Raw genomic sequence first — 16,998 nt, 5'->3', positions numbered from 1 at the left:
CAAGAGTGCCGCACTCGACCGAGCCGAGCGGGGTGACGGCGGTTCAAGGCCTGACGGATGGAAACAGTTGATAAAGTCTTCCGCCCGTCACGCGTTGGCCGCGTCACCACTGCGGAAGACCGCCCCGACGGCACACCCCGTCCCTCGGGTAGGTGACGCGAAGGTGGCAGGTCTCCTGGCTTACGGATTATCGCCTGCGTTCGGCCTTCCCAGGCATCCTGCCCAGTGGCCGATATCGAACGCGGGCTTGCCGCTTACAGTTGCGGGGGCAGCCGCGGAATTGGCCGTTTCCGGCCGCACCGCGTTCCCTGTTTCAGTCCTTCCCGACGCCGGCATGCCGACGGCCGGGAAACCACCTCGCATATGTGAGTTGTGTTAAATCAGGACGGGCACGTGGGGTCAAGTGACCTTTGCCCGTCCGGCATTCATCCAGCGCGCGGCTACGGATAGCCCACGATCGACGGGCGGTCGCCGTTCGGGCAGATGATTGCCTTGATCAGGCGGCCATTTTCGACATCGTCCAGGGCCATGTTGACCTCGCCCAGGCTGTAGACGCCGCCGATCATCTCGTCCCAGCCCAGACCGTTGCCGACGTCGTTCCCGTGACGCTTCAGCACGTCGAGCATCCTGTAGAAGTGGCTGAGGTCGGACCCCCAGGTGCCCCGGATCTCAAGGTGCTTCTTGTTGATGTCCGTGTGCGGATTGACCGAGGCGCTGCCCGTATCGGTGTAGTGACCGACCACGACATAGCGGCCGCCGTCGCGGGTCATGGCGATGCCTTCCTTGAAGGCCTGGGGGACCCCGGCGGCCTCGATGGTGACGTCGGCGCCGCGCTGGCCGGTCATCTCCCGGATCGCGCGGATGTGCCTGCCCGGATCCTCGGGGTCGATACGGACTCCGGCGGAGACGCCGAGTCGCCGGGCACCCTCCAGGCGGGTCTCGACGGGATCGACGATGAAGACCTCGCCGGCACCCGATAGCCGGGCCAGGATCGCCGCGTTGATGCCGACCGGGCCGGCGCCCTGGACCACGACGCGGTCGCCGATGGAGATTTCCGCCCGCTCTATCGCGTGCAGCGCGGTCGGCAGGGCGCAGCCCGCGGCGATGACGGTGCGCGGGTCGAGGCCGTCCGGCAGGGTGAGGATGTGCACGTCGGGCTGCAGGTAAATGCGCTCCGACCAGCCGCCCAGCAGACCCTCCGTCGCCGAATGGGTGATGCCGTAGACGTGGCGCTCGGGGCACTTCGTCGTTTCCTTGGCGACGAGGCAGTACCAGCAGCGATGGCAGGTTCCGTGCACGTCGAGGAACGTCACCAGGGAGCCGGGCCGCACGTCGTTGCCGTCGATATCGCGCACCTCGCCGTTGACGGCCTCGACCCGGCCGACGGAGACATGGCCGGGGATGATCGGATAGGGCACGCCGGCAAGCCGGCCGTGACGCAAGTGCACGTCGGTGCCGCAGACTTCCGAGAAGACGGTCTCCAGCAAGACGGCGTTGTCCTGAAGCGTCGGCTCGGCGAATTCGCGAATCTCGACCGGCACCATGGGTTCGGGCATCACGGCGGCACGTACCATGGGCTTGTCCCCTTACTGACTATCATCCCTGTCTCATGCATAGCGGACGGCAGCGTGCCGGCGCAAAGGCTTACGTCGCCAACGGCCCCGGCGGCCTGGCACTTCATTCGGGAGCCGCAAGGAACCCGGCAAGCCTGGGTAGCCAAAATGGCTTGCCCTCAGCGCCATACCGATATATTCCACGCCCGTACTATATGGTGTAATTCGGATTCGAATAACACGACTAGATTGTATGTTTGAAGTGCTGCTCCACCAGGCCGTTCCTCGTGCCGGGGACGGGCGCCATCGGCCAAGACTCGACGTGGCCGACTCCAAGGACTCCAAGGGAGAGAGACCCGACGATGCCCCGTCAGTCCGAGGTTTTCGTCCAGAAATGGTTGATCGTCGTCTTCGGTTTCATGGCGCTGGCGCTGGCGTTTTCGACGCGGGCGGCGCTCGGCCTCGTCATGCCGGTCTGGCAGCAGGAGCTGGGCTGGACCAGCAGCTTCATATCGGGTGTCGGCGCCGGGGCGCTGGTGGTCATGGCGTGCACCGCGCCCTTCGCCGGCCGGCTGGTCGACAAGCTGGGGCCGCGATTCGCGTTGAGCCTGGGGCTGATCCTGATCGCGGCCGGCGCCGCCATCGTCGCGGTCAACAGCGACCCGATCGTTTTCGCCCTCGCTTTCGCGGGCCTTTGCGGGATCGGCTTCGGCATCGTCGCCACGCACGTCGTCTCGACAGCCGTGGCCGGCAACTTCGACAGCCGGCTGGGCTTCGCCACCGGCATCGCCACCTCGGGCGCCACCGCCGGCCAGTTCCTGATCGTGCCCCTGATCGCCGCGCTGCTTGCCTGGGCAAGCTGGCGGTGGAGCTTCGGTGGCCTCGCCGTCGCCAGCCTCGCGATGGTGCCCTTCGTGCTGTGGTTCATGGCGCGCCCGCAGGCCGGACACGCCGAACGCAGCCACCCCGACGGCGATAACGCCTCGCTGGCGCGGGACCTGCGCTTCGTTCTGTCCAAGCCGACGTTCCATATCCTGTTCTGGAGCTTCCTGATCTGCGGTTTCACGACCAGCGGCGTGATCGAGACCCACCTGCTGCCGTTCGCTGCGCTCTGCGGGTTTCCGCCGATTCCCAGCGCCAGCGCCTATGGCGTGCTCTCCGCCGTCAACCTTGCCGGCATGATCGCGGCCGGATGGCTGACCGACCGGGTCAATCGGCCCCTGCTGCTCGCCGCCATCTATATCCTGCGCGCGGGAAGCTTCCTGTTCCTGGGTAAGATCGCGGGCCTGGACATTACCTATCTGTTTGCGTTCGCCGCATTCTTCGGCGCGGTCGACTACGCCACGGTGCCGGTGACGGCCAGCCTGACGGCAAGTCACGTGGGCGTGCACGTGATGGGGCTTGCAATGGGGCTGATCGCGGCCGGGCATTCCATCGGCGGGGCGATGGGCGCCTACTTCGGCGGCTATGTGATCGACGCGACGGGGGACTACGGCCTTGTCTGGATGGCGTCGTTCTGGGCCGCGCTGGGCGCCGGCTTCATGGTCCTGGTGCTGCCCAGGCATGCCCGGCAGCCGGTGCCCGCGTGATCGGCCGCGGGACCGTGAAGCTGGTAGCCCGGCGGGTCTGGACGCCGCGACGCGGCGGTGCCATAGTCGGCGCGCCGCGCGCGGGTGGTTCCGCGTGCGTTTGTTTGACGGATTCGCGGAAGGTCCCCGCCGGATGAGAAACAGCATCGGCACGTTGATCTATACGCGCCTGCGTGGCGAGCCGGTCGGAACGGACGAGTTCGGCCACAAGTACTATCGCGACAAGAAAAGCCGCTTCACGCCCGGCAGCCTTGCCAGTGGCGAGAAGCGCTGGGTCGTCTACAACGGCGATGCGGAGGCCAGCCGCGTGCCGCCACGCTGGCACGCCTGGCTGCACCATACCATCGAAACGCCCCCGAACGAGGGCGGCGTGCCCGAGAAGAAGTCCTGGCAAAAGCCGCACCAGCCGAACCCCACCATGACGCCGGAGGCTTATCGCCCGCCCGGACACACGCTTCGCGGCGGCAAGCGGGCGCGCGGCACCGGCGATTACGAGCCCTGGATGCCCTCCTGATGCGGCGGAACGCGATCGAAACGATCATGGGTGCGGCCGTTCTGCTGGTCGCGGCAGTGTTCGTCGTCTTCGCCTTCTCGATGACCGGCGTGGCCACCGTCAGCGGCTATCGCGTCCATGCCCGCTTCGACAACGCCGCCGGTCTTTCGCCCGGCACCGACGTGCGGATGAGCGGTGTCAAGATCGGCAGCGTGGTGGAGCAGAAGCTGGATTCGAAGACCTATTTCGCCGACGTCACCATGACCATCGACGACCAGATCAAGCTGCCGCAGGACACCTCGGCCCGGATCGTGCCGGAGGGGCTGCTGGGCGGCAACTACGTCATGCTGGAGCCGGGCGGCATGGAAGAGATGATCGAGAGTGGCGGCACCATCCAGTACACCCAGGGCGCCATCAACATCGTCGACATGGTCGGCCGCCTGATCTTCAGCGGCGACCAGGGCGCGGCGGATTCCGGCGGACAGGCCGGCGGCGGCGCGTTCCCGCAATGACGTCCGGCGGCGGGGGCGCCGGCCACGGCCAGCACTGGGACCCCGACCGCTATCGCCGCGAAGCCGGATTCGTCGCCGAACTGGGCCGGCCGCTGCTGGAGCTGCTGCAACCGCAAGCCGGGGAATGCATCCTCGACCTTGGGTGCGGCGACGGGCGGCTGACGGCCGAGCTGGCGGATGCAGGCGCCGACGTGGCCGGCAGCGACCTCAGCGTCGAGCAGGTGACGGCCGCGCGCAGGCTCGGCCTCGCGGTTTGCGCCGCCGACGGCCACGCGCTCCCGTTCAAGGACGATGCCTTCGACGCCGTGCTTTCCAACGCGGCGCTGCATTGGATGCAAAAACCCGACGCCGTCCTGGCCGAGGTGCGTCGGGTGCTGAAGCCGGGCGGGCGATTTATCGCCGAAATGGGCGGGGCCGGCAACGTGGCGCGCATCGTCGGCGCCGTTGCCAGCGCGATGGCGCAGCGCGCCCTCGATTTTTCGGCGGCGTGGCCCTGGTACTTCCCGGCGCCCGACGCTTATCGCGAGAAGCTGCAAGCCGTTGGCTTCACCGTCGAGCGGATGGAGCACTTTCCGCGGCCAACGCCGCTGCCGGCGGACATCTCCGGCTGGCTCGCCACCTTCGCCGAAAGCTTCCTCAGCCACGTCCCGCCGGACCAGCGTGACGCCTTCATCGCCGAGGTTCGCGCGGCGCTCCAGGTCCATCAGCGCGACGAATCCGGCCAGTGGAGCGCCGACTACGTGCGGCTGCGCTTCAAGGCGGTGCTGGCGGATTGAAGGGCCGTCATAGCAGTAAGACGCCCCCACCCTATGGCGTTGCGTCCCGCGCCGGCAGCGATTACCTCTGAAGGCCGGATCCGGAAGGAGGGATCAGTCGCATGCCTGCCGAAACCAAGCCGGAGTTTCCGACCTGGGTGCAGCCCGATGGGCAGCCCGTGTCCTGCCGCGAAAAGATCAAAGTCCTGAACGAGAATCTGGACGAGATTCGCGAAATGGCGCAGGACGCGCTGGAGGATGCCATTCTGATGGGCTGCGACGAGACACAAGTCCGCGAGGTGCTGCACGGCATCGTCGACGGCTTGAACAATCCCTACAAGCGTGGCGGCAACGGCGCCGGAGGGCAGGGCTGATGGCGCGCGGTTGGCCGGCGATGGCCGCATTGTGCGCGGGGCTGGCGCTGGCCGGCCCGGCGGCCGCGGTGGAGGCCGACGTCGTCGTGATGCAGGGCCTCGACAAGATCACCGCGCGCACCTCGACGTTCGAAGTGGAGGTCGGCGCCAGCCAACGCTTCGGCTCGCTGGAGATCACGGCCCGGCATTGCGACAAGACCCCGCCGGAAGAACCGCCGGAGCGCAAGGCGTTCCTCGAAATCGTCGATATCCGCCCCGACCGCGAGGCCATCGGCGTCTTTACCGGCTGGATGTTTTCCTCCTCCCCCGCGCTCAACGCGCTGGAGCACCCGGTCTATGACGTCTGGGTCATCGACTGCCTGGTGCGGGACGAAGGCGGCGACTCGAAGGACGATGCCGCGAACTGAGCGGCCGGCTCCGGCGGCTACCCCTCGCCGGGGGCCTCGCCTGTCTTGTGGCGGGTGAGGAGCGGGACCTGGGCGACGGCGAAACCCATGGTCAGCACCAGGATGCCGAAGACCTTGAAGCTGACCCAGATGTCGGTCGGCTGGGTGCGCCAGACCAGCTCGTTCAAAACTGCCATTACGGCGAAGAACGCCGCCCAGCGCACGGTGAGCATGCGCCAGCCGCGCTCGCTGAGCTGCCAGGGCATGGCCATCCCCAGCACCGGGCGGAGCAGCGGCTTGCCGAAAAGGAACCCGCCACCCAGGATCGCTGCGAAGATGGCCTGGACGATAGTGGGTTTCATCTTGATGAAGGTCGGATCGTCCAGCCACAGCGTCAGGCCGCCGAAGACGCCGACGATGGCCGCCGTGATCAATGGCAGCTTGGGAATCCGGCGCGTGAGCACCAGTGACAGCAGCAGCGCGACGGCCGTGGCCGCCATCAGCCCGGCGGTGGCGAAGAACAGGTCCTTCCACATATAGCCCGCGAAGAACACGGCCAGCGGCCCGTAGTCGACGACTGGCCGCAGCCATGCCGGTCCACTCGGGGTGGGTCCATTCGGGGTGGGTCTATCCGGGTTCTGGGGTTGCTCGCTCACGCAGCCGTATCCTCTGCCTGCTTCTTCAATGTGGCCTCGTAGGTGCGGATCTCGTCCATCAGCCAGTCGCGGAAGGCCCGCACACGTTCCAATTTGGCCTTTTGGGGTGGATAAACCAAGTAGTACGCGAACGGCGTTGCGCCCGAAGCCCCGGTGCCGAAGGGGCACACCAGCCGCCCGGCGGCGAGGTCGTCGGAAATCAGCACCTCGTCAGCCAGCGCCACGCCCTGTCCTTCCACCGCGGCCTGGACGGCGTAGCTGGAGTGGTTAAAGCGCGAGCCCCGATCCGGATCGATGCCGGTGACGCCCGCCGTCTTCAGCCAGTCGCTCCAGTCCGGGTCGGTGGGGCAGCAGGCCTCCCACGGGACGTGCAGCAGCGTGTGGTGGCGCAGGTCGTCCGGCGTTTTCAGCGGATACGGCCCTTCTAGCAGCTTCGGGCTGCATACCGGCAACAGCGTGCCGCCTGTCAGGCGCTCGACCTCCAGCCCCGGATAGTCGCCGGTGCCGTGGCGCAGGGCGAGGTCGACATCGGTCTCCTGCGCGAAATCGACGACATGGCTGGTGGCGTCGAAGCGCACCTCCATGTCCGGCTGGGCGCGGCGGAAGCGGTCCATGCGCGGCAGCAGCCACTTCGAGGCCAGCGACGGCACCACGCTGATCGTCAGGAAATCGCCGTCCCGCGCCTCGTCCAGTTCGCCCAGCGCCTCCGCCAGCCCGGCGAAAGCCTGCCGCACGCCTGGAAGCAACCGTTGCCCTGCGTCGGTCAACAGCAGCCGGCGGGGCCCGCGCCGGAACAGCGCCGTGCCCAGATGCTCTTCCAGGCCCTTGATCTGATGGCTGACGGCGGCCGGCGTGACGTTCAGCTCGTTCGCCGCCTTGCTGAACGAAAGGTTGCGCCCGGCGGCCTCAAATGCGCGCAGTGCGTTAAGAGGCGGTAAGCGTCGAGCCATGAGATGCGTTAGCTTTCCTAAAAGGTAGCCTGAGAAAACATCGTTTGTGACCCTGCTGTCAAGGTCGTATTTTGATGATAATCGAAGTCTACGGCGCGGTGAGCCGTAAAGGAAACTTAACGATAAACGGGAGCCTGACATGACGGTTGCAACGATATGCACGACCGAAACCGCGTTCCCCAAGACGCCCGCCGTCAAGCCGATCAGCCGGGTTGCCGGATGGCTGCATGCCCTGGGCCACTACATGGAATGCCGGGCACTTCAGCGCCAGCGCGCGAAAGCACTGCGGCAGGCCCGGCGCGAGCTTCGCGGGCTGAGCGATGAGACGCTGTCCGACATCGGCCTGAGGCGTGGCGAGGTGAGTACAGTCATCCAAGGGATGCTGGGTCCGGTGGAGTTCTGGTGCCCCGGCCAACGTTAGGGAGTCTGACGCGACTCCTGGCCGAGGAAGGCCTCGACCTCCTCGTCCGTCAACTCCTTCGGGAATTCCGCCGCGGCCGGGACCGCCTGCGAGAGCAGGTGCCGGTACTGGTCGCGGCGGATCTCGACGGCGCCGAACTGGCTGAGGTGCGGGGTTGTGAACTGAGTGTCCAGCAGCTTGAATCCGCCCTTGCACAGCCGCATGACGAGATGCACCAACGCCACCTTGCTGGCGTCGCTGACCCGCGAGAACATCGATTCGCCGAAAAACGCCCCGCCGAGCGCCACGCCATAGAGCCCGCCGACCAGCCGCGAATCCTGCCAGCATTCCACCGAATGGGCGAAGCCCATGGCGGCCAGCTCCTTGTACAGCCGCTCGATGGTCGGATTGATCCAAGTGTCTGGACGGTTGGACGTCGGCTCGGCACAACCGGCGATCACCTCGCCGAAAGCCGCATCGGCGGTGACGTGGAAGCTGCCGTGGCGGATCCGCCGGCGCAGGCGGCGCGGCACGTGGAAGGTGTCGAGCGGAATCACGCCCCGAAGCTCGGGGTCGATCCAGTGGATTTCCTGGTCACGCCGGCTCTCCGCCATCGGGAAAATGCCGACGGCGTAGGCGCGCAGCAGAAGATCCGGCGTAAGCTCCATAGCGCCCCGTCCGCTCAGTAACCACAATAAATGTAGCGCAGCGGCATGGGCGTGGCGAGCGTGTCTGTCGTCGCGCGGGTCACTCCGCGCTCAAGGCGTCGACGTAGCGCTGCAGCCAGTGGATGTTATAGTTGCCGTTGATGAAGTCGGGCTCGCCGATAAGCTGCTGGTGCAGCGGTATTGTCGTGTCCACGCCCTCAATGACGAATTCCTCCAGCGCGCGGCGCAGGCGCATCAGGCATTCGTTGCGCGTCTGGCCGCGGACGATCAGCTTCGCCACCAGGCTGTCGTAGTAGGGCGGGATGCGATAGCCGCCGTAGAGCCCGCTATCCACGCGTACGTCCAGCCCGCCGGGCGCGTGGTAGTCGCGCACCACGCCCGGCGAGGGGGCGAAGGTGCGCGGGTTTTCCGCGTTAATGCGGCACTCCACCGCGTGACCCTGGATATGCACGTCATCCTGCGACATGCCAAGCGGCATGCCGGCGGCGATGCGGATCTGCTCGCGCACGATATCGACGCCGGTGATCGCCTCGGTCACCGGATGCTCCACCTGCAGGCGGGTGTTCATCTCGATGAAGAAGAACTCGCCGTCCTCGTACAGGAATTCCAGCGTGCCGGCACTGTGATAGCCCATTTTGCGCGCCGCCTCCGCCGCGCGGTTGCCGATCCAGGCCCGCTGCTCGGCGTTCAGCGCCGGCGAGGGCGCCTCTTCCAGCAGCTTCTGATGGCGGCGCTGGAGCGAGCAGTCGCGCTCGCCCAGGTGGACGACGTTGCCGTGCTTGTCGGCCAGAATCTGCACCTCGATGTGGCGCGGGTGGCCCAGGTACTTCTCCAGATAGACGGCGTCGTGGCCGAAGGCGTTGCGGGCCTCGTTCCGCGCGAGGCGCAGGGCGTCGTGCATCTCGTCGCGGCCGTGCGCGACCTTCATGCCGCGTCCGCCGCCGCCGGCGGCGGCCTTGATCAGCACCGGATAACCGATTTCCTCGGCGACGCGCCAGGCCTCGTCGTCGGTTTCGATAGCGCCTTCGGAGCCGGGGACGACGGGCACGCCGACCTCCTTCATCGTCGCCTTCGCGGCCACCTTGTCGCCCATGACGCGCAGGTGCTGAGGGTCCGGACCGATGAACGCGAGGCCGTGCTCGGCCACCATGTTGGCGAAGTCCGCGTTCTCTGACAGGAAGCCGACGCCCGGATGGATGGCGTCGGCGCCGGTGATCGTCGCCGCCGACAGGATCGCCGGCATGTTCAGGTAGCTGTCCTTGCTCGATGGCGGCCCGATGCACACGCTCTCGTCGGCCAGGCGAACGTGCATCGCGTCCGCGTCGGCGGTGGAGTGAACGGCTACCGTGTGGATGCCCATCTCCCGGCAGGCCCGGTGGATGCGCAGCGCGATCTCGCCACGGTTCGCGATCAGGATCTTCTCGAACATCGCGCCCGCCGCGTCCGGTTTACTCTACGACCAGCAGAGGCTCGCCGAATTCCACCGGCTGAGCGTCGCTGACCAGGATTCGCGTGACCGTGCCGGCCCGCGGCGCCGGCAGCGGGTTCATCACCTTCATCGCCTCGATGATGACCAGCGTCTGTCCCTCCTGCACCTGATCGCCTACCTGGACGAACGGCGCCGCGCCCGGCTCGGGCGCGACATAGACGGTGCCGACCATCGGCGAGGTGACGGCACCCGCCGGCACCATCTCGCTGCTCTGGTCGCTCTGCGGTGCGGGCGCGGCCGGGCCCTGGCCGGCCGGCGCGGCCTGCTGGGCGGCCGGGGCGGCGACGACGTGCTGCGTCTGCCGGGCCACGCGGATGCGATGGCCGGCGTTCTCGTACTCGATCTCCGTCAGGTCGGTCTCCTGAAGCAGCAGCGACAGCCGCCGCACCAGATCCTCGTCGAATTCGAAGTCGGCCATCAGGTCCCCTCTTCGCGGCCCAGCCGCGCGGCCAGTGCATCAATGGCGTAGCGATACCCGTCCTTGCCGAAGCCGCATATCAGCCCCATCGCGGCCTGCGTGACGTACGAGTGGTGCCGGAACGCCTCGCGCTTGAACAGGTTGGAAAGATGAACCTCCACCACCGGCAGTTGGGCCGCCAGCAGGGCATCCAGCAAGGCCACCGAGGTGTGCGAATAGGCGCCGGCGTTGACCACGATACCGGCGCAGCTTTCGCGCGCCTCGTGCACCCAGTCAACCATCTCCCCTTCATGGTTGGACTGGCGGAAGTCGATCTCCATCCCGCGCGCGGCGCCATGCTCGCGGCACAGGCGTTCGACATCCGCCAGGGTGTCGCGGCCATAGATTTCCGGCTCGCGCGTGCCCAGGAGGTTCAGGTTGGGTCCGTTCAGAATCAGTATGCGTGGAGTGTTCGCCAAGGCCGTCTCCTCAGCCGCCTTCAGGCGGTTGGGACTGCTAGCACATGCCCGTGGTACCGCGCAACGCGGTGCGTGACTTTCGAGCTGGACAGGGAAATATTCCTAGTATAAGGTTCATTGTCAAAAGGGCGGGCGAGAGAAGCGAACCGGAGTCCTGCATGAGCCGTTTGTACCTGTCGCCCAATTTCACGCTTGCCGAACTGGTGAAGAGCCGCACGGCCCTCAGCCGCGGCATCGATAACACGCCGGGCCCCGAGTCGGTCACGGCGCTGCGCGCCCTGGCGCGGAACGTGCTGCAGCCGGTGCGCGAGCGCTATGGCGTGCCGTTCTCGCCGTCCAGCGGCTATCGCAGTGCCGAGTTGAACGCCGCCGTCGGCGGGGCGCCGGATTCGCAGCACACGCGCGGCGAGGCGGCGGACTTCGAGGTGCCGGGAATCGCGAACCTCGCGGTCGCCCGGTTCATCCGCGACAACCTGGACTTCGACCAGCTTATCCTGGAGTTCCACCGCCCGCACGACCCGCACGCCGGCTGGATTCACTGCTCCTACACCCTCTTGCGGGCGAACCGGCGGCAGGTGCTGACCTTCGACGGACGGCGCTATCTCGCCGGCCTGCCGGAGGACCCGGTGGCGGTCTAGCTCTGCTGCTTGCGGGCCTGGGCGATCATCTGCTTCAGGCGCTCGGCGGGGACGGCGCCGGGCGCCATCTTGTTGCCGACGATGAAGGCCGGCGTGCCGCTCACCGACAGGGCCTGCGCCAGACTGAAGGTGCGGCGCAGTTCCTCGTCTACCCAGGTGTCGTTCATGTCCGCCTTCAGCTTGTCCATGTCGAGGCCCATGCTCTCGGCCAGCTTGAGGGCCTTTTCGCCGCTGATGTCCCGCACCTCGGTGAGCAGCGTGTGGTGGAACTCGGCGTACTTGCCCTGCGCGGCGGTGGCGATGGCGACGCGTGCGGCGGCGACCGATTCCTCGCCCAGGATGGGATACTCCTTCATCACCAGCCGCACGTTGCCGTCGGCCTCCACTGTCTCCATGAGGTCGTCGGCGACGCTGCGGCAGTACGGGCAACGGTAATCGAAGAACTCCACGATGGTGACGTCGCCATCGGGATTGCCGAGCACGGGCAGAGGGCCGGGATCGGTCAGCGCCGCCTTGTGGGCCTTGATGGCGCCTTCGCGCTGTTGCGCCTCCGCCTGACGCTGGCGCTCGCGCAGGATCTCGACCGCCTCCATGATGACTTCCGGGTTCTCCAGAAGGTAGTCGCGGATGATGCCCTGGATCGCCTTCGTCTCGTTCGCGTCGAACGGCCCGCTCAGGCTCTCCGGCACTTCCGTGGGCTCGCTCTGCTGCTGGGCGGCGGCGGGCAGCGCGGCGGCCGCAAGTATCATGACGGCGGCCGCGAGGCCGCGCTGGGCAAGACGAAACATCGGCATGCTCCTGGTCTGATTTCCCCTGGGCGCCCGGCGGCGCCAATATTTCCGATCAGCGAGGCGGAGGATTCGCGTCGGCCTGCTCTCAGCCCTCTCGCTTCTTCAGGCGGCGCTCCGCCTCGCGCTGGATGTCCTGCGCGCGCAGCCACGCCGGCGAGTGCTCCTCCAGCAGCTTCTGCGCGCGCACCGCCTGCTCGCGCGCGGTGCGCATGTCGCCCCTGGCCATCGCACCCTCGGAAAGCGACAGCGCTGTCATGCCGGTGTTCCCGGCCCTTCCGTGCGCGATCGCCGCCAGCCGCCAGGCGAAGGCATTGTTGCCCTCACTGTTCAGCACGCGCTGAACGTTGTCCAGGGCCGGACCGTTCAACTTCGGGTCATTGGTCTGAAGCTGGGCCTCCGCCAGCGCCAGGCGGATCAGCGGCTCGCCGGGCCGAAGCTCGACCGCCCTGCGATAGGAGTCGAGCGCCTGCTCCACCCGGCCGTGCTCGAACAGCATCTGCCCCTTCAGTTCGTGGAAGTACGGATCGTCCGGGTGCTCGGCGAGCAGCCCGTCCAGGATCTCCAGCGCCTTGTCCAGGTCCGGCTCGCGGTAGTGCGCGATGGCGCGGGCATAGCGCGCGGCCAGCGTCGTCTCGCCTTCGTACTTGCGCAGCGTCTTGCGCGGCGCGTCCAGGAAGCCGTCCAGCTTGGCCACCATGCGCGCGTGCATCGCTCTCAGCCGCGTCGGCGCGTCCTGGCCCGTGTAGGGCGACTCCTTGACCGCGCGGCGCAGGAACTCGATCCGGTCGCCGGTCAGCGGATGGGTGCGCAGGTACGGGTCCTGGTTGTTCGTCAGCAGCACCTCCTGGCCCTCCAGCACCTCCATGAACGCCAGCAGGCCCTCCGGCGAGTAGCCGGCCTGGTTCATGTAGGTGACCGCCGCCTGGTCGGCCGAGCCTTCCTGGCTGCGGGTGTATGACAGCAGGTTCGTGATGGCGGCGCCCTGGCCGGCGCGGGCCACCGCGATGCCGACGTCGCCGCGCCCCGTCACCACCCCGGCGGCGAGGCCCAGGAGGGTGCTGGCGATCATCGCCGGAACCGTGCTCTCCAGTTCCTTCCGACGGCTGGCCAGATGCCCGCCGGCGATGTGGCCCGCTTCGTGGGCGATCACGCCCATCACCTGCATCGGCCCCGATGCGGCGCGAAGCAGGCCGGTGTGCAGGAACAGGTTCATGCCGCCGGCGACGAAGGCGTTCAGGGTGTTGTCGTTGACGAGGTAGACGTCGATCGCCGAGGGATCGAGGCCGGCGGCCCCGAACATCGGCGTGGCATAGGCGCGGATCGTATGCTCCACCTCGGCGTCGCGGATGAAGCGCATCTGCTGCGCCTGCGCGCGCAGCGGCAGCACTATCCAGGCGAGCGCCAGGAGGATAACAATGACGGCCGTGAGGGGTCTGCTCTTGCGCAAGACGGCAACCCTGTGCTTCACGAAGAACCTAGCCATCGCGGGGCGTGGTTTCAATCGGACCGGAAGACGTTCATGCATCGCTTCATGACATCCTGCCTGACGGCCCTGGCCGTCGCGGCGACGGGCCTTGCGGCCTGCTCCTCCACCGACGAGCCGGAGGTCGCGAAAATCGAGACGGTGTCCGGCTTCGCCGGCATCGCCGCCGCCGACGAGCCGCGCGCGGCCCTGGTCGGACGCGACATACTGGGCCAGAACGGCAATGCCGTCGATGCGGCAACGGCCATGGCCTTCACCATGACCGTCACCCTGCCCTCGCGCGTCGGGCTGGGCGGCGGCGGTGCCTGTGTGGTCCATAAACGTGGCGAGAAAGCGACGGAGGCGCTGCTGTTCCTGCCGAGGCGGAACGCGAGGGGCGCAACGGTGCCGGGGCTGGCGCGCGGCATGGCGGCGCTGCACGCGCGTTATGGACTGCAGTCCTGGGCGCAGGTGGTCTCCCCCGCCGAGCGGCTGGCCCGCTTCGGCTATCAAGTCAGCCGGGCATTCCACACCGACCTGGAGGCGGGGCAGGGCACGCTCACCGAGGCGGCGCGCAGCCTCTACCTGCGCCGCGACGGCAGCCTGCCGGCCGTCGGCGACCGCATAAGCCAGCCGGAGCTGTCGGCCGCGCTGGCCGGGATACGCGGGCGCGGGGCCGGTTATCTCTACGTCGGAAATTTCGCCAGGCGGTTCGCACAGGCCGCGCAACAAGCCGGCGCGCCGCTGAGCGATGGCGACCTGCGCGGCTATAAAGCGGCTTATGTCGAGCCGATCGCGGTGCCCTTCGACGACCACCGCCTCTACCTGCCGCCGCCGCCGGCGATGGGCGGCCTGGGGCTGGGCCAGCTTTGGGCGATGGCCGCGGAGGGGCCGGATATGGACGATCCGACCTCGCCGGCGCGCGCGCACTTCCTGGTCGAGGCGTGGAAGCGCGCGCTCTCGGAACAGCGCGCCTGGATGGGCACGCCCGCCTCACAGCGGCCGGAAACGAAAAGTCTCGTCGACGAGGCCGCCGTCGAGGCGCTGCTGGACGACGTCGACCGGCAGCGGGCAACGCCGGCGGCCGCGTTGCGCCCGGCGCCGCGCTCGGTGGCGGAGAACGCGCCCACGGCGGGCCTGACGGCGGTCGACCGCTTCGGCAACATGGTCGCCTGCGCCTTCACCATGAACGGCCTGTTCGGCAGCGGGAAGCAGGCCCAGGGCACCGGCATCCTGCTTGCGGGCAGCGCGAGTGAGGCGGCGGCGGGTGCGGGCCTTGCCCCGGCTATCGTCGCCAATCCCTTCACCGGCACCGGCTATCTTGCGGCCAGCGCGGCTGGCGGTGCGTCGGGACAGTTCGCTCTGGTCCAGGCGTTGAGCCCGCTGGAGAGCCTGGGCGAGAAGATCGACCGCAACCAATTCCCGACGGGCAAGACCACGCTGGTTTCGGACGGCGGGGACGAGCGCGCGGACCGCGTGCGGCTGCGCGACCTGCTGGCGCTGGCGCGGCTGCATCATCCCGGTGAGCCGGACGTCGTGGAATACGAGGCCGGCGTGCCCCCGGCGGTCCTCGACGGCCTGGGCAGGCGCGACCACCATTTGCGGCCCGGCGCGGCGCAGGGGCGGATCAACGCGATCTACTGTCCGCGCGGGCCACGCAACGCGCCGGAACTGTGCCAGCAGGCGACCGACCCGCGCGCTCACGGCCTTGCGGTGCGGGCACAATGACGACGACGGCCGCGACAGGGGAACGGCAATGGCGTTGAAGGTCTCCAACAGGGCGGGCGTGTCGCCCTTCATCGTGATGGATGTGATGCGCGCGGCGAACGAACGGGCGGCGGCGGGCGGCGACGTGCTGCACCTGGAGGTGGGGCAGCCCGGCCACGGCGCGCCCGAGGGCGCCATCCGCGCGGCGGAGCGGGCGCTGCGTTCCGAGCGGCTCGGCTACACCGACGCCTGCGGCTATCCCGAGCTGCGCGAGCGTATCGCCCTTCACTACCGCGGGGCCTATGGCGTCGGCGTTGATCCGGCAAGCGTCATGGTGACGACCGGCTCCTCCGCCGCGTTCATGCTGGCTTTCGTCGGCGCCTTCGACGTCGGCGACCGCGTGGCGCTGGCGGCACCGGGCTACCCAGCCTATCGCAATATCCTCAGCGCGCTGGGCCTGGAGCCGGTGTGGCTGGAGACCGGGCCGGAGCATCGCTTCCAGCCGACGCCGGAGCTGCTGGACAAGGTCGAGGGCGGGATCGACGGCCTGATCGTGGCCAGCCCCTCCAATCCGACCGGCACCATGCTGGACCAGGGCGCGATGCAGGCACTGGTGGACGCCTGCCGGGCGCGCGGCATCCGCCTGATCTCGGACGAGATCTACCACGGGATCGAGTTCACCGGCCGCGCGGTCTCGGCGCTGGAGTTCGGCGACGACGCGATCGTCGTGAACTCGTTCTCCAAGTATTACGCCATGACCGGCTGGCGGCTGGGCTGGCTGGTGCTGCCCGACGACCTGCGGCGTCCGGTGGAGTGCCTGGGCCAGAACCTCTACATCTCCCCGCCGGCCGTCTCGCAGGCGGCCGGGCTGGCGGCGATGGACTGCCACGAGGAACTGGACCTCGTCGTCGCCGGCTATCGCCGCAACCGCGACCTGCTGCTGGAAGAACTGCCCAAGGCCGGCTTCGACAAGCTGGCCCCTGCCGACGGCGCGTTCTACATCTACGCCGACATCGGCCACCTGAGCGACGACAGCCAGGATTTCTGCAAGCGCATGCTGGCCCAAACCGGCGTCGCCGCCACCCCCGGCATCGACTTCGACCCGGCACGCGGCCGCCGCTACATGCGCTTCTCCTTCGCCGGCCCCGAAGCCGAAATGGCCGAGGCGGCGAAGCGGCTGCGGAAGTGGCTGCAAGGGTGAGGTCGGTGGGTTTGCGGCTTCCCCCTCAACCTGTCCTTCTCCCCCGACGCGGGGGAGAAGGGACGATAATCGAGGGGGGACGGCTACTCGGCGCATATGGTGCGGTGTAGCTGGAGAGGTGCGTTTATGGCCCCCTCTCCCCCGCGTCGGGGGAGAGGGACAGGTTGAGGGGGATCACGGCCGTCGCCGCTCGTGGATGGCCGCCAGAATCCGCTCCATCACGCCCTCGATGTTCTCCAGCACTTCATTGTTCCAGAACCGCAGCACCGTCCCGCTACGCTGCCCGTCCGACTTTGCACGACGAACCGACGGGAGCAATGCATGAGCCAGGAACCGACGCCGCCGCAGGAGATTCCGTTACCGTTTGCAAACGTCATCATTCGTCATCATCCGTCAACATGATGTTACGGGGCGGCGGGTCGGGGGTGAGGTGGGCGTGGATCGCCCTTCAATCCGCTTCGCGGACAGCTCCCCCCTCCGTGGAGCCAAGAGGGGCTG

Annotated in this window: 20 protein-coding genes and 1 riboswitch; of the genes, 10 read left to right on the top strand and 10 right to left on the bottom strand. The window is 68.0% G+C overall.

The features are described from left to right. Window positions 1-148: 148 nt before the first annotated feature. Window positions 149-371: riboswitch (cobalamin riboswitch) on the bottom strand. Window positions 372-440: 69 nt separating this feature from the next. Beyond that, the gene (locus DRB17_RS04410; RefSeq protein ID WP_114580974.1) at window positions 441-1,574 is read right to left on the bottom strand and encodes a zinc-binding dehydrogenase; all 1,134 of its coding nucleotides are present in this window, start codon (window positions 1,572-1,574) and stop codon (window positions 441-443) included. Window positions 1,575-1,915: 341 nt separating this feature from the next. On the opposite strand from DRB17_RS04410, the gene DRB17_RS04405 reads away from it, so the two are divergent. The 6 genes from DRB17_RS04405 to DRB17_RS04380 all read left to right on the top strand — a co-directional run bounded on the left by DRB17_RS04405 (window position 1,916) and on the right by DRB17_RS04380 (window position 5,683). Beyond that, the gene (locus DRB17_RS04405; RefSeq protein WP_114580973.1) at window positions 1,916-3,142 is read left to right on the top strand and encodes an MFS transporter; all 1,227 of its coding nucleotides are present in this window, start codon (window positions 1,916-1,918) and stop codon (window positions 3,140-3,142) included. A 133-nt stretch (window positions 3,143-3,275) separates the two neighbouring features. After that, entirely contained in the window at window positions 3,276-3,656 is a 381-nt protein-coding gene (locus DRB17_RS04400; protein ID WP_114580972.1) for an NADH:ubiquinone oxidoreductase subunit NDUFA12, read from the top strand. After that, window positions 3,656-4,147: an outer membrane lipid asymmetry maintenance protein MlaD gene (mlaD, locus tag DRB17_RS04395; RefSeq protein WP_114580971.1), complete on the top strand. Its 492-nt coding sequence runs from the start codon at window positions 3,656-3,658 to the stop codon at window positions 4,145-4,147. The genes DRB17_RS04400 and mlaD overlap by 1 nt, the downstream gene beginning before the upstream one ends. Further along, window positions 4,144-4,923 (top strand): class I SAM-dependent methyltransferase, encoded by a 780-nt coding sequence (locus DRB17_RS04390; protein ID WP_114580970.1) that lies wholly within the window; start codon window positions 4,144-4,146, stop codon window positions 4,921-4,923. Before mlaD ends, DRB17_RS04390 begins: the two co-directional genes overlap by 4 nt. Window positions 4,924-5,024: 101 nt before the next feature. After that, on the top strand, window positions 5,025-5,276 hold the full coding sequence (locus DRB17_RS04385) for a hypothetical protein (RefSeq protein ID WP_114580969.1): 252 nt from the start codon (window positions 5,025-5,027) through the stop codon (window positions 5,274-5,276). Further along, on the top strand, window positions 5,276-5,683 hold the full coding sequence (locus DRB17_RS04380; protein WP_114580968.1) for a DUF2155 domain-containing protein: 408 nt from the start codon (window positions 5,276-5,278) through the stop codon (window positions 5,681-5,683). The genes DRB17_RS04385 and DRB17_RS04380 overlap by 1 nt, the downstream gene beginning before the upstream one ends. A gap of 17 nt (window positions 5,684-5,700) precedes the next feature. Here the strand turns inward: DRB17_RS04380 and DRB17_RS04375 are convergent, their stop codons facing one another. Continuing rightward, window positions 5,701-6,318, bottom strand: coding sequence for a septation protein A (locus tag DRB17_RS04375; protein WP_193725725.1), 618 nt, complete (start codon window positions 6,316-6,318; stop codon window positions 5,701-5,703). Further along, on the bottom strand, window positions 6,315-7,268 hold the full coding sequence (locus DRB17_RS04370) for a transcriptional regulator GcvA (protein ID WP_114580967.1): 954 nt from the start codon (window positions 7,266-7,268) through the stop codon (window positions 6,315-6,317). Before DRB17_RS04370 ends, DRB17_RS04375 begins: the two co-directional genes overlap by 4 nt. A 139-nt stretch (window positions 7,269-7,407) precedes the next feature. Here DRB17_RS04370 and DRB17_RS04365 point away from each other — a divergent pair, with 139 nt between their 5' ends. Continuing rightward, window positions 7,408-7,689, top strand: a complete 282-nt coding sequence (locus DRB17_RS04365; protein WP_114580966.1) for a DUF1127 domain-containing protein — start codon at window positions 7,408-7,410, stop codon at window positions 7,687-7,689. Here the strand turns inward: DRB17_RS04365 and aat are convergent. The 4 genes from aat to aroQ form a co-directional block, all read right to left on the bottom strand. After that, a complete protein-coding gene (gene aat / locus DRB17_RS04360) occupies window positions 7,686-8,336 on the bottom strand; it encodes a leucyl/phenylalanyl-tRNA--protein transferase (protein ID WP_114580965.1) in 651 nt (216 codons plus the stop codon). The genes DRB17_RS04365 and aat overlap by 4 nt on opposite strands. A gap of 79 nt (window positions 8,337-8,415) precedes the next feature. Then, the gene (gene accC, locus DRB17_RS04355; protein WP_114580964.1) at window positions 8,416-9,765 is read right to left on the bottom strand and encodes an acetyl-CoA carboxylase biotin carboxylase subunit; all 1,350 of its coding nucleotides are present in this window, start codon (window positions 9,763-9,765) and stop codon (window positions 8,416-8,418) included. A gap of 19 nt (window positions 9,766-9,784) precedes the next feature. Then, window positions 9,785-10,243, bottom strand: a complete 459-nt coding sequence (accB, locus tag DRB17_RS04350; protein WP_114580963.1) for an acetyl-CoA carboxylase biotin carboxyl carrier protein — start codon at window positions 10,241-10,243, stop codon at window positions 9,785-9,787. Continuing rightward, window positions 10,243-10,701: a type II 3-dehydroquinate dehydratase gene (gene aroQ / locus DRB17_RS04345; RefSeq protein WP_114580962.1), complete on the bottom strand. Its 459-nt coding sequence runs from the start codon at window positions 10,699-10,701 to the stop codon at window positions 10,243-10,245. The genes accB and aroQ overlap by 1 nt, the downstream gene beginning before the upstream one ends. Before the next feature lie 158 nt (window positions 10,702-10,859). Here aroQ and DRB17_RS04340 point away from each other — a divergent pair, with 158 nt between their 5' ends. Further along, window positions 10,860-11,339, top strand: coding sequence for a D-Ala-D-Ala carboxypeptidase family metallohydrolase (locus DRB17_RS04340; protein ID WP_114580961.1), 480 nt, complete (start codon window positions 10,860-10,862; stop codon window positions 11,337-11,339). Here the strand turns inward: DRB17_RS04340 and DRB17_RS04335 are convergent. Then, window positions 11,336-12,127 (bottom strand): DsbA family protein, encoded by a 792-nt coding sequence (locus DRB17_RS04335; RefSeq protein WP_161958696.1) that lies wholly within the window; start codon window positions 12,125-12,127, stop codon window positions 11,336-11,338. The two genes, DRB17_RS04340 and DRB17_RS04335, sit on opposite strands and share 4 nt — an antisense overlap. A gap of 88 nt (window positions 12,128-12,215) precedes the next feature. Further along, window positions 12,216-13,655 (bottom strand): M48 family metalloprotease, encoded by a 1,440-nt coding sequence (locus DRB17_RS04330; protein WP_241503740.1) that lies wholly within the window; start codon window positions 13,653-13,655, stop codon window positions 12,216-12,218. Here DRB17_RS04330 and DRB17_RS04325 point away from each other — a divergent pair. Together DRB17_RS04325 and DRB17_RS04320 are read left to right on the top strand one after the other, a co-directional pair. Further along, window positions 13,650-15,320 carry a gamma-glutamyltransferase gene (locus DRB17_RS04325; RefSeq protein ID WP_114580958.1) on the top strand — a complete coding sequence of 557 codons (1,671 nt, stop codon included), beginning with the start codon at window positions 13,650-13,652 and terminating at the stop codon, window positions 15,318-15,320. The genes DRB17_RS04330 and DRB17_RS04325 overlap by 6 nt on opposite strands. A 28-nt stretch (window positions 15,321-15,348) precedes the next feature. Beyond that, window positions 15,349-16,500: a pyridoxal phosphate-dependent aminotransferase gene (locus tag DRB17_RS04320; protein ID WP_114580957.1), complete on the top strand. Its 1,152-nt coding sequence runs from the start codon at window positions 15,349-15,351 to the stop codon at window positions 16,498-16,500. Window positions 16,501-16,674: 174 nt separating this feature from the next. Here DRB17_RS04320 and DRB17_RS04315 read toward each other — a convergent pair whose 3' ends face one another. Beyond that, on the bottom strand, window positions 16,675-16,767 hold the full coding sequence (locus DRB17_RS04315; protein ID WP_206607778.1) for a DUF559 domain-containing protein: 93 nt from the start codon (window positions 16,765-16,767) through the stop codon (window positions 16,675-16,677). Window positions 16,768-16,998: the final 231 nt, after the last annotated feature.

Origin of the sequence: Ferruginivarius sediminum (genome assembly GCF_003344765.1) — a bacterium.
GTDB lineage: Bacteria > Pseudomonadota > Alphaproteobacteria > Kiloniellales > Rhodovibrionaceae > Ferruginivarius > Ferruginivarius sediminum.
This window is presented reverse-complemented; position numbering and strand designations above follow the sequence as displayed.

What these genes read in the sequence shown, in the direction of transcription:
- DRB17_RS04410 (WP_114580974.1), bottom strand. Translation starts at nt 1,574, where the DNA reads ATGGTACGTGCCGCCGTGATGCCCGAACCCATGGTGCCGGTCGAGATT.
- DRB17_RS04405 (WP_114580973.1), top strand. Translation starts at nt 1,916, where the DNA reads ATGCCCCGTCAGTCCGAGGTTTTCGTCCAGAAATGGTTGATCGTCGTC.
- DRB17_RS04400 (WP_114580972.1), top strand. Translation starts at nt 3,276, where the DNA reads ATGAGAAACAGCATCGGCACGTTGATCTATACGCGCCTGCGTGGCGAG.
- mlaD (WP_114580971.1), top strand. Translation starts at nt 3,656, where the DNA reads ATGCGGCGGAACGCGATCGAAACGATCATGGGTGCGGCCGTTCTGCTG.
- DRB17_RS04390 (WP_114580970.1), top strand. Translation starts at nt 4,144, where the DNA reads ATGACGTCCGGCGGCGGGGGCGCCGGCCACGGCCAGCACTGGGACCCC.
- DRB17_RS04385 (WP_114580969.1), top strand. Translation starts at nt 5,025, where the DNA reads ATGCCTGCCGAAACCAAGCCGGAGTTTCCGACCTGGGTGCAGCCCGAT.
- DRB17_RS04380 (WP_114580968.1), top strand. Translation starts at nt 5,276, where the DNA reads ATGGCGCGCGGTTGGCCGGCGATGGCCGCATTGTGCGCGGGGCTGGCG.
- DRB17_RS04370 (WP_114580967.1), bottom strand. Translation starts at nt 7,268, where the DNA reads ATGGCTCGACGCTTACCGCCTCTTAACGCACTGCGCGCATTTGAGGCC.
- DRB17_RS04365 (WP_114580966.1), top strand. Translation starts at nt 7,408, where the DNA reads ATGACGGTTGCAACGATATGCACGACCGAAACCGCGTTCCCCAAGACG.
- aat (WP_114580965.1), bottom strand. Translation starts at nt 8,336, where the DNA reads ATGGAGCTTACGCCGGATCTTCTGCTGCGCGCCTACGCCGTCGGCATT.
- accC (WP_114580964.1), bottom strand. Translation starts at nt 9,765, where the DNA reads ATGTTCGAGAAGATCCTGATCGCGAACCGTGGCGAGATCGCGCTGCGC.
- accB (WP_114580963.1), bottom strand. Translation starts at nt 10,243, where the DNA reads ATGGCCGACTTCGAATTCGACGAGGATCTGGTGCGGCGGCTGTCGCTG.
- DRB17_RS04340 (WP_114580961.1), top strand. Translation starts at nt 10,860, where the DNA reads ATGAGCCGTTTGTACCTGTCGCCCAATTTCACGCTTGCCGAACTGGTG.
- DRB17_RS04335 (WP_161958696.1), bottom strand. Translation starts at nt 12,127, where the DNA reads ATGTTTCGTCTTGCCCAGCGCGGCCTCGCGGCCGCCGTCATGATACTT.
- DRB17_RS04325 (WP_114580958.1), top strand. Translation starts at nt 13,650, where the DNA reads ATGCATCGCTTCATGACATCCTGCCTGACGGCCCTGGCCGTCGCGGCG.
- DRB17_RS04330 (WP_241503740.1), bottom strand. Translation starts at nt 13,655, where the DNA reads ATGCATGAACGTCTTCCGGTCCGATTGAAACCACGCCCCGCGATGGCT.
- DRB17_RS04320 (WP_114580957.1), top strand. Translation starts at nt 15,349, where the DNA reads ATGGCGTTGAAGGTCTCCAACAGGGCGGGCGTGTCGCCCTTCATCGTG.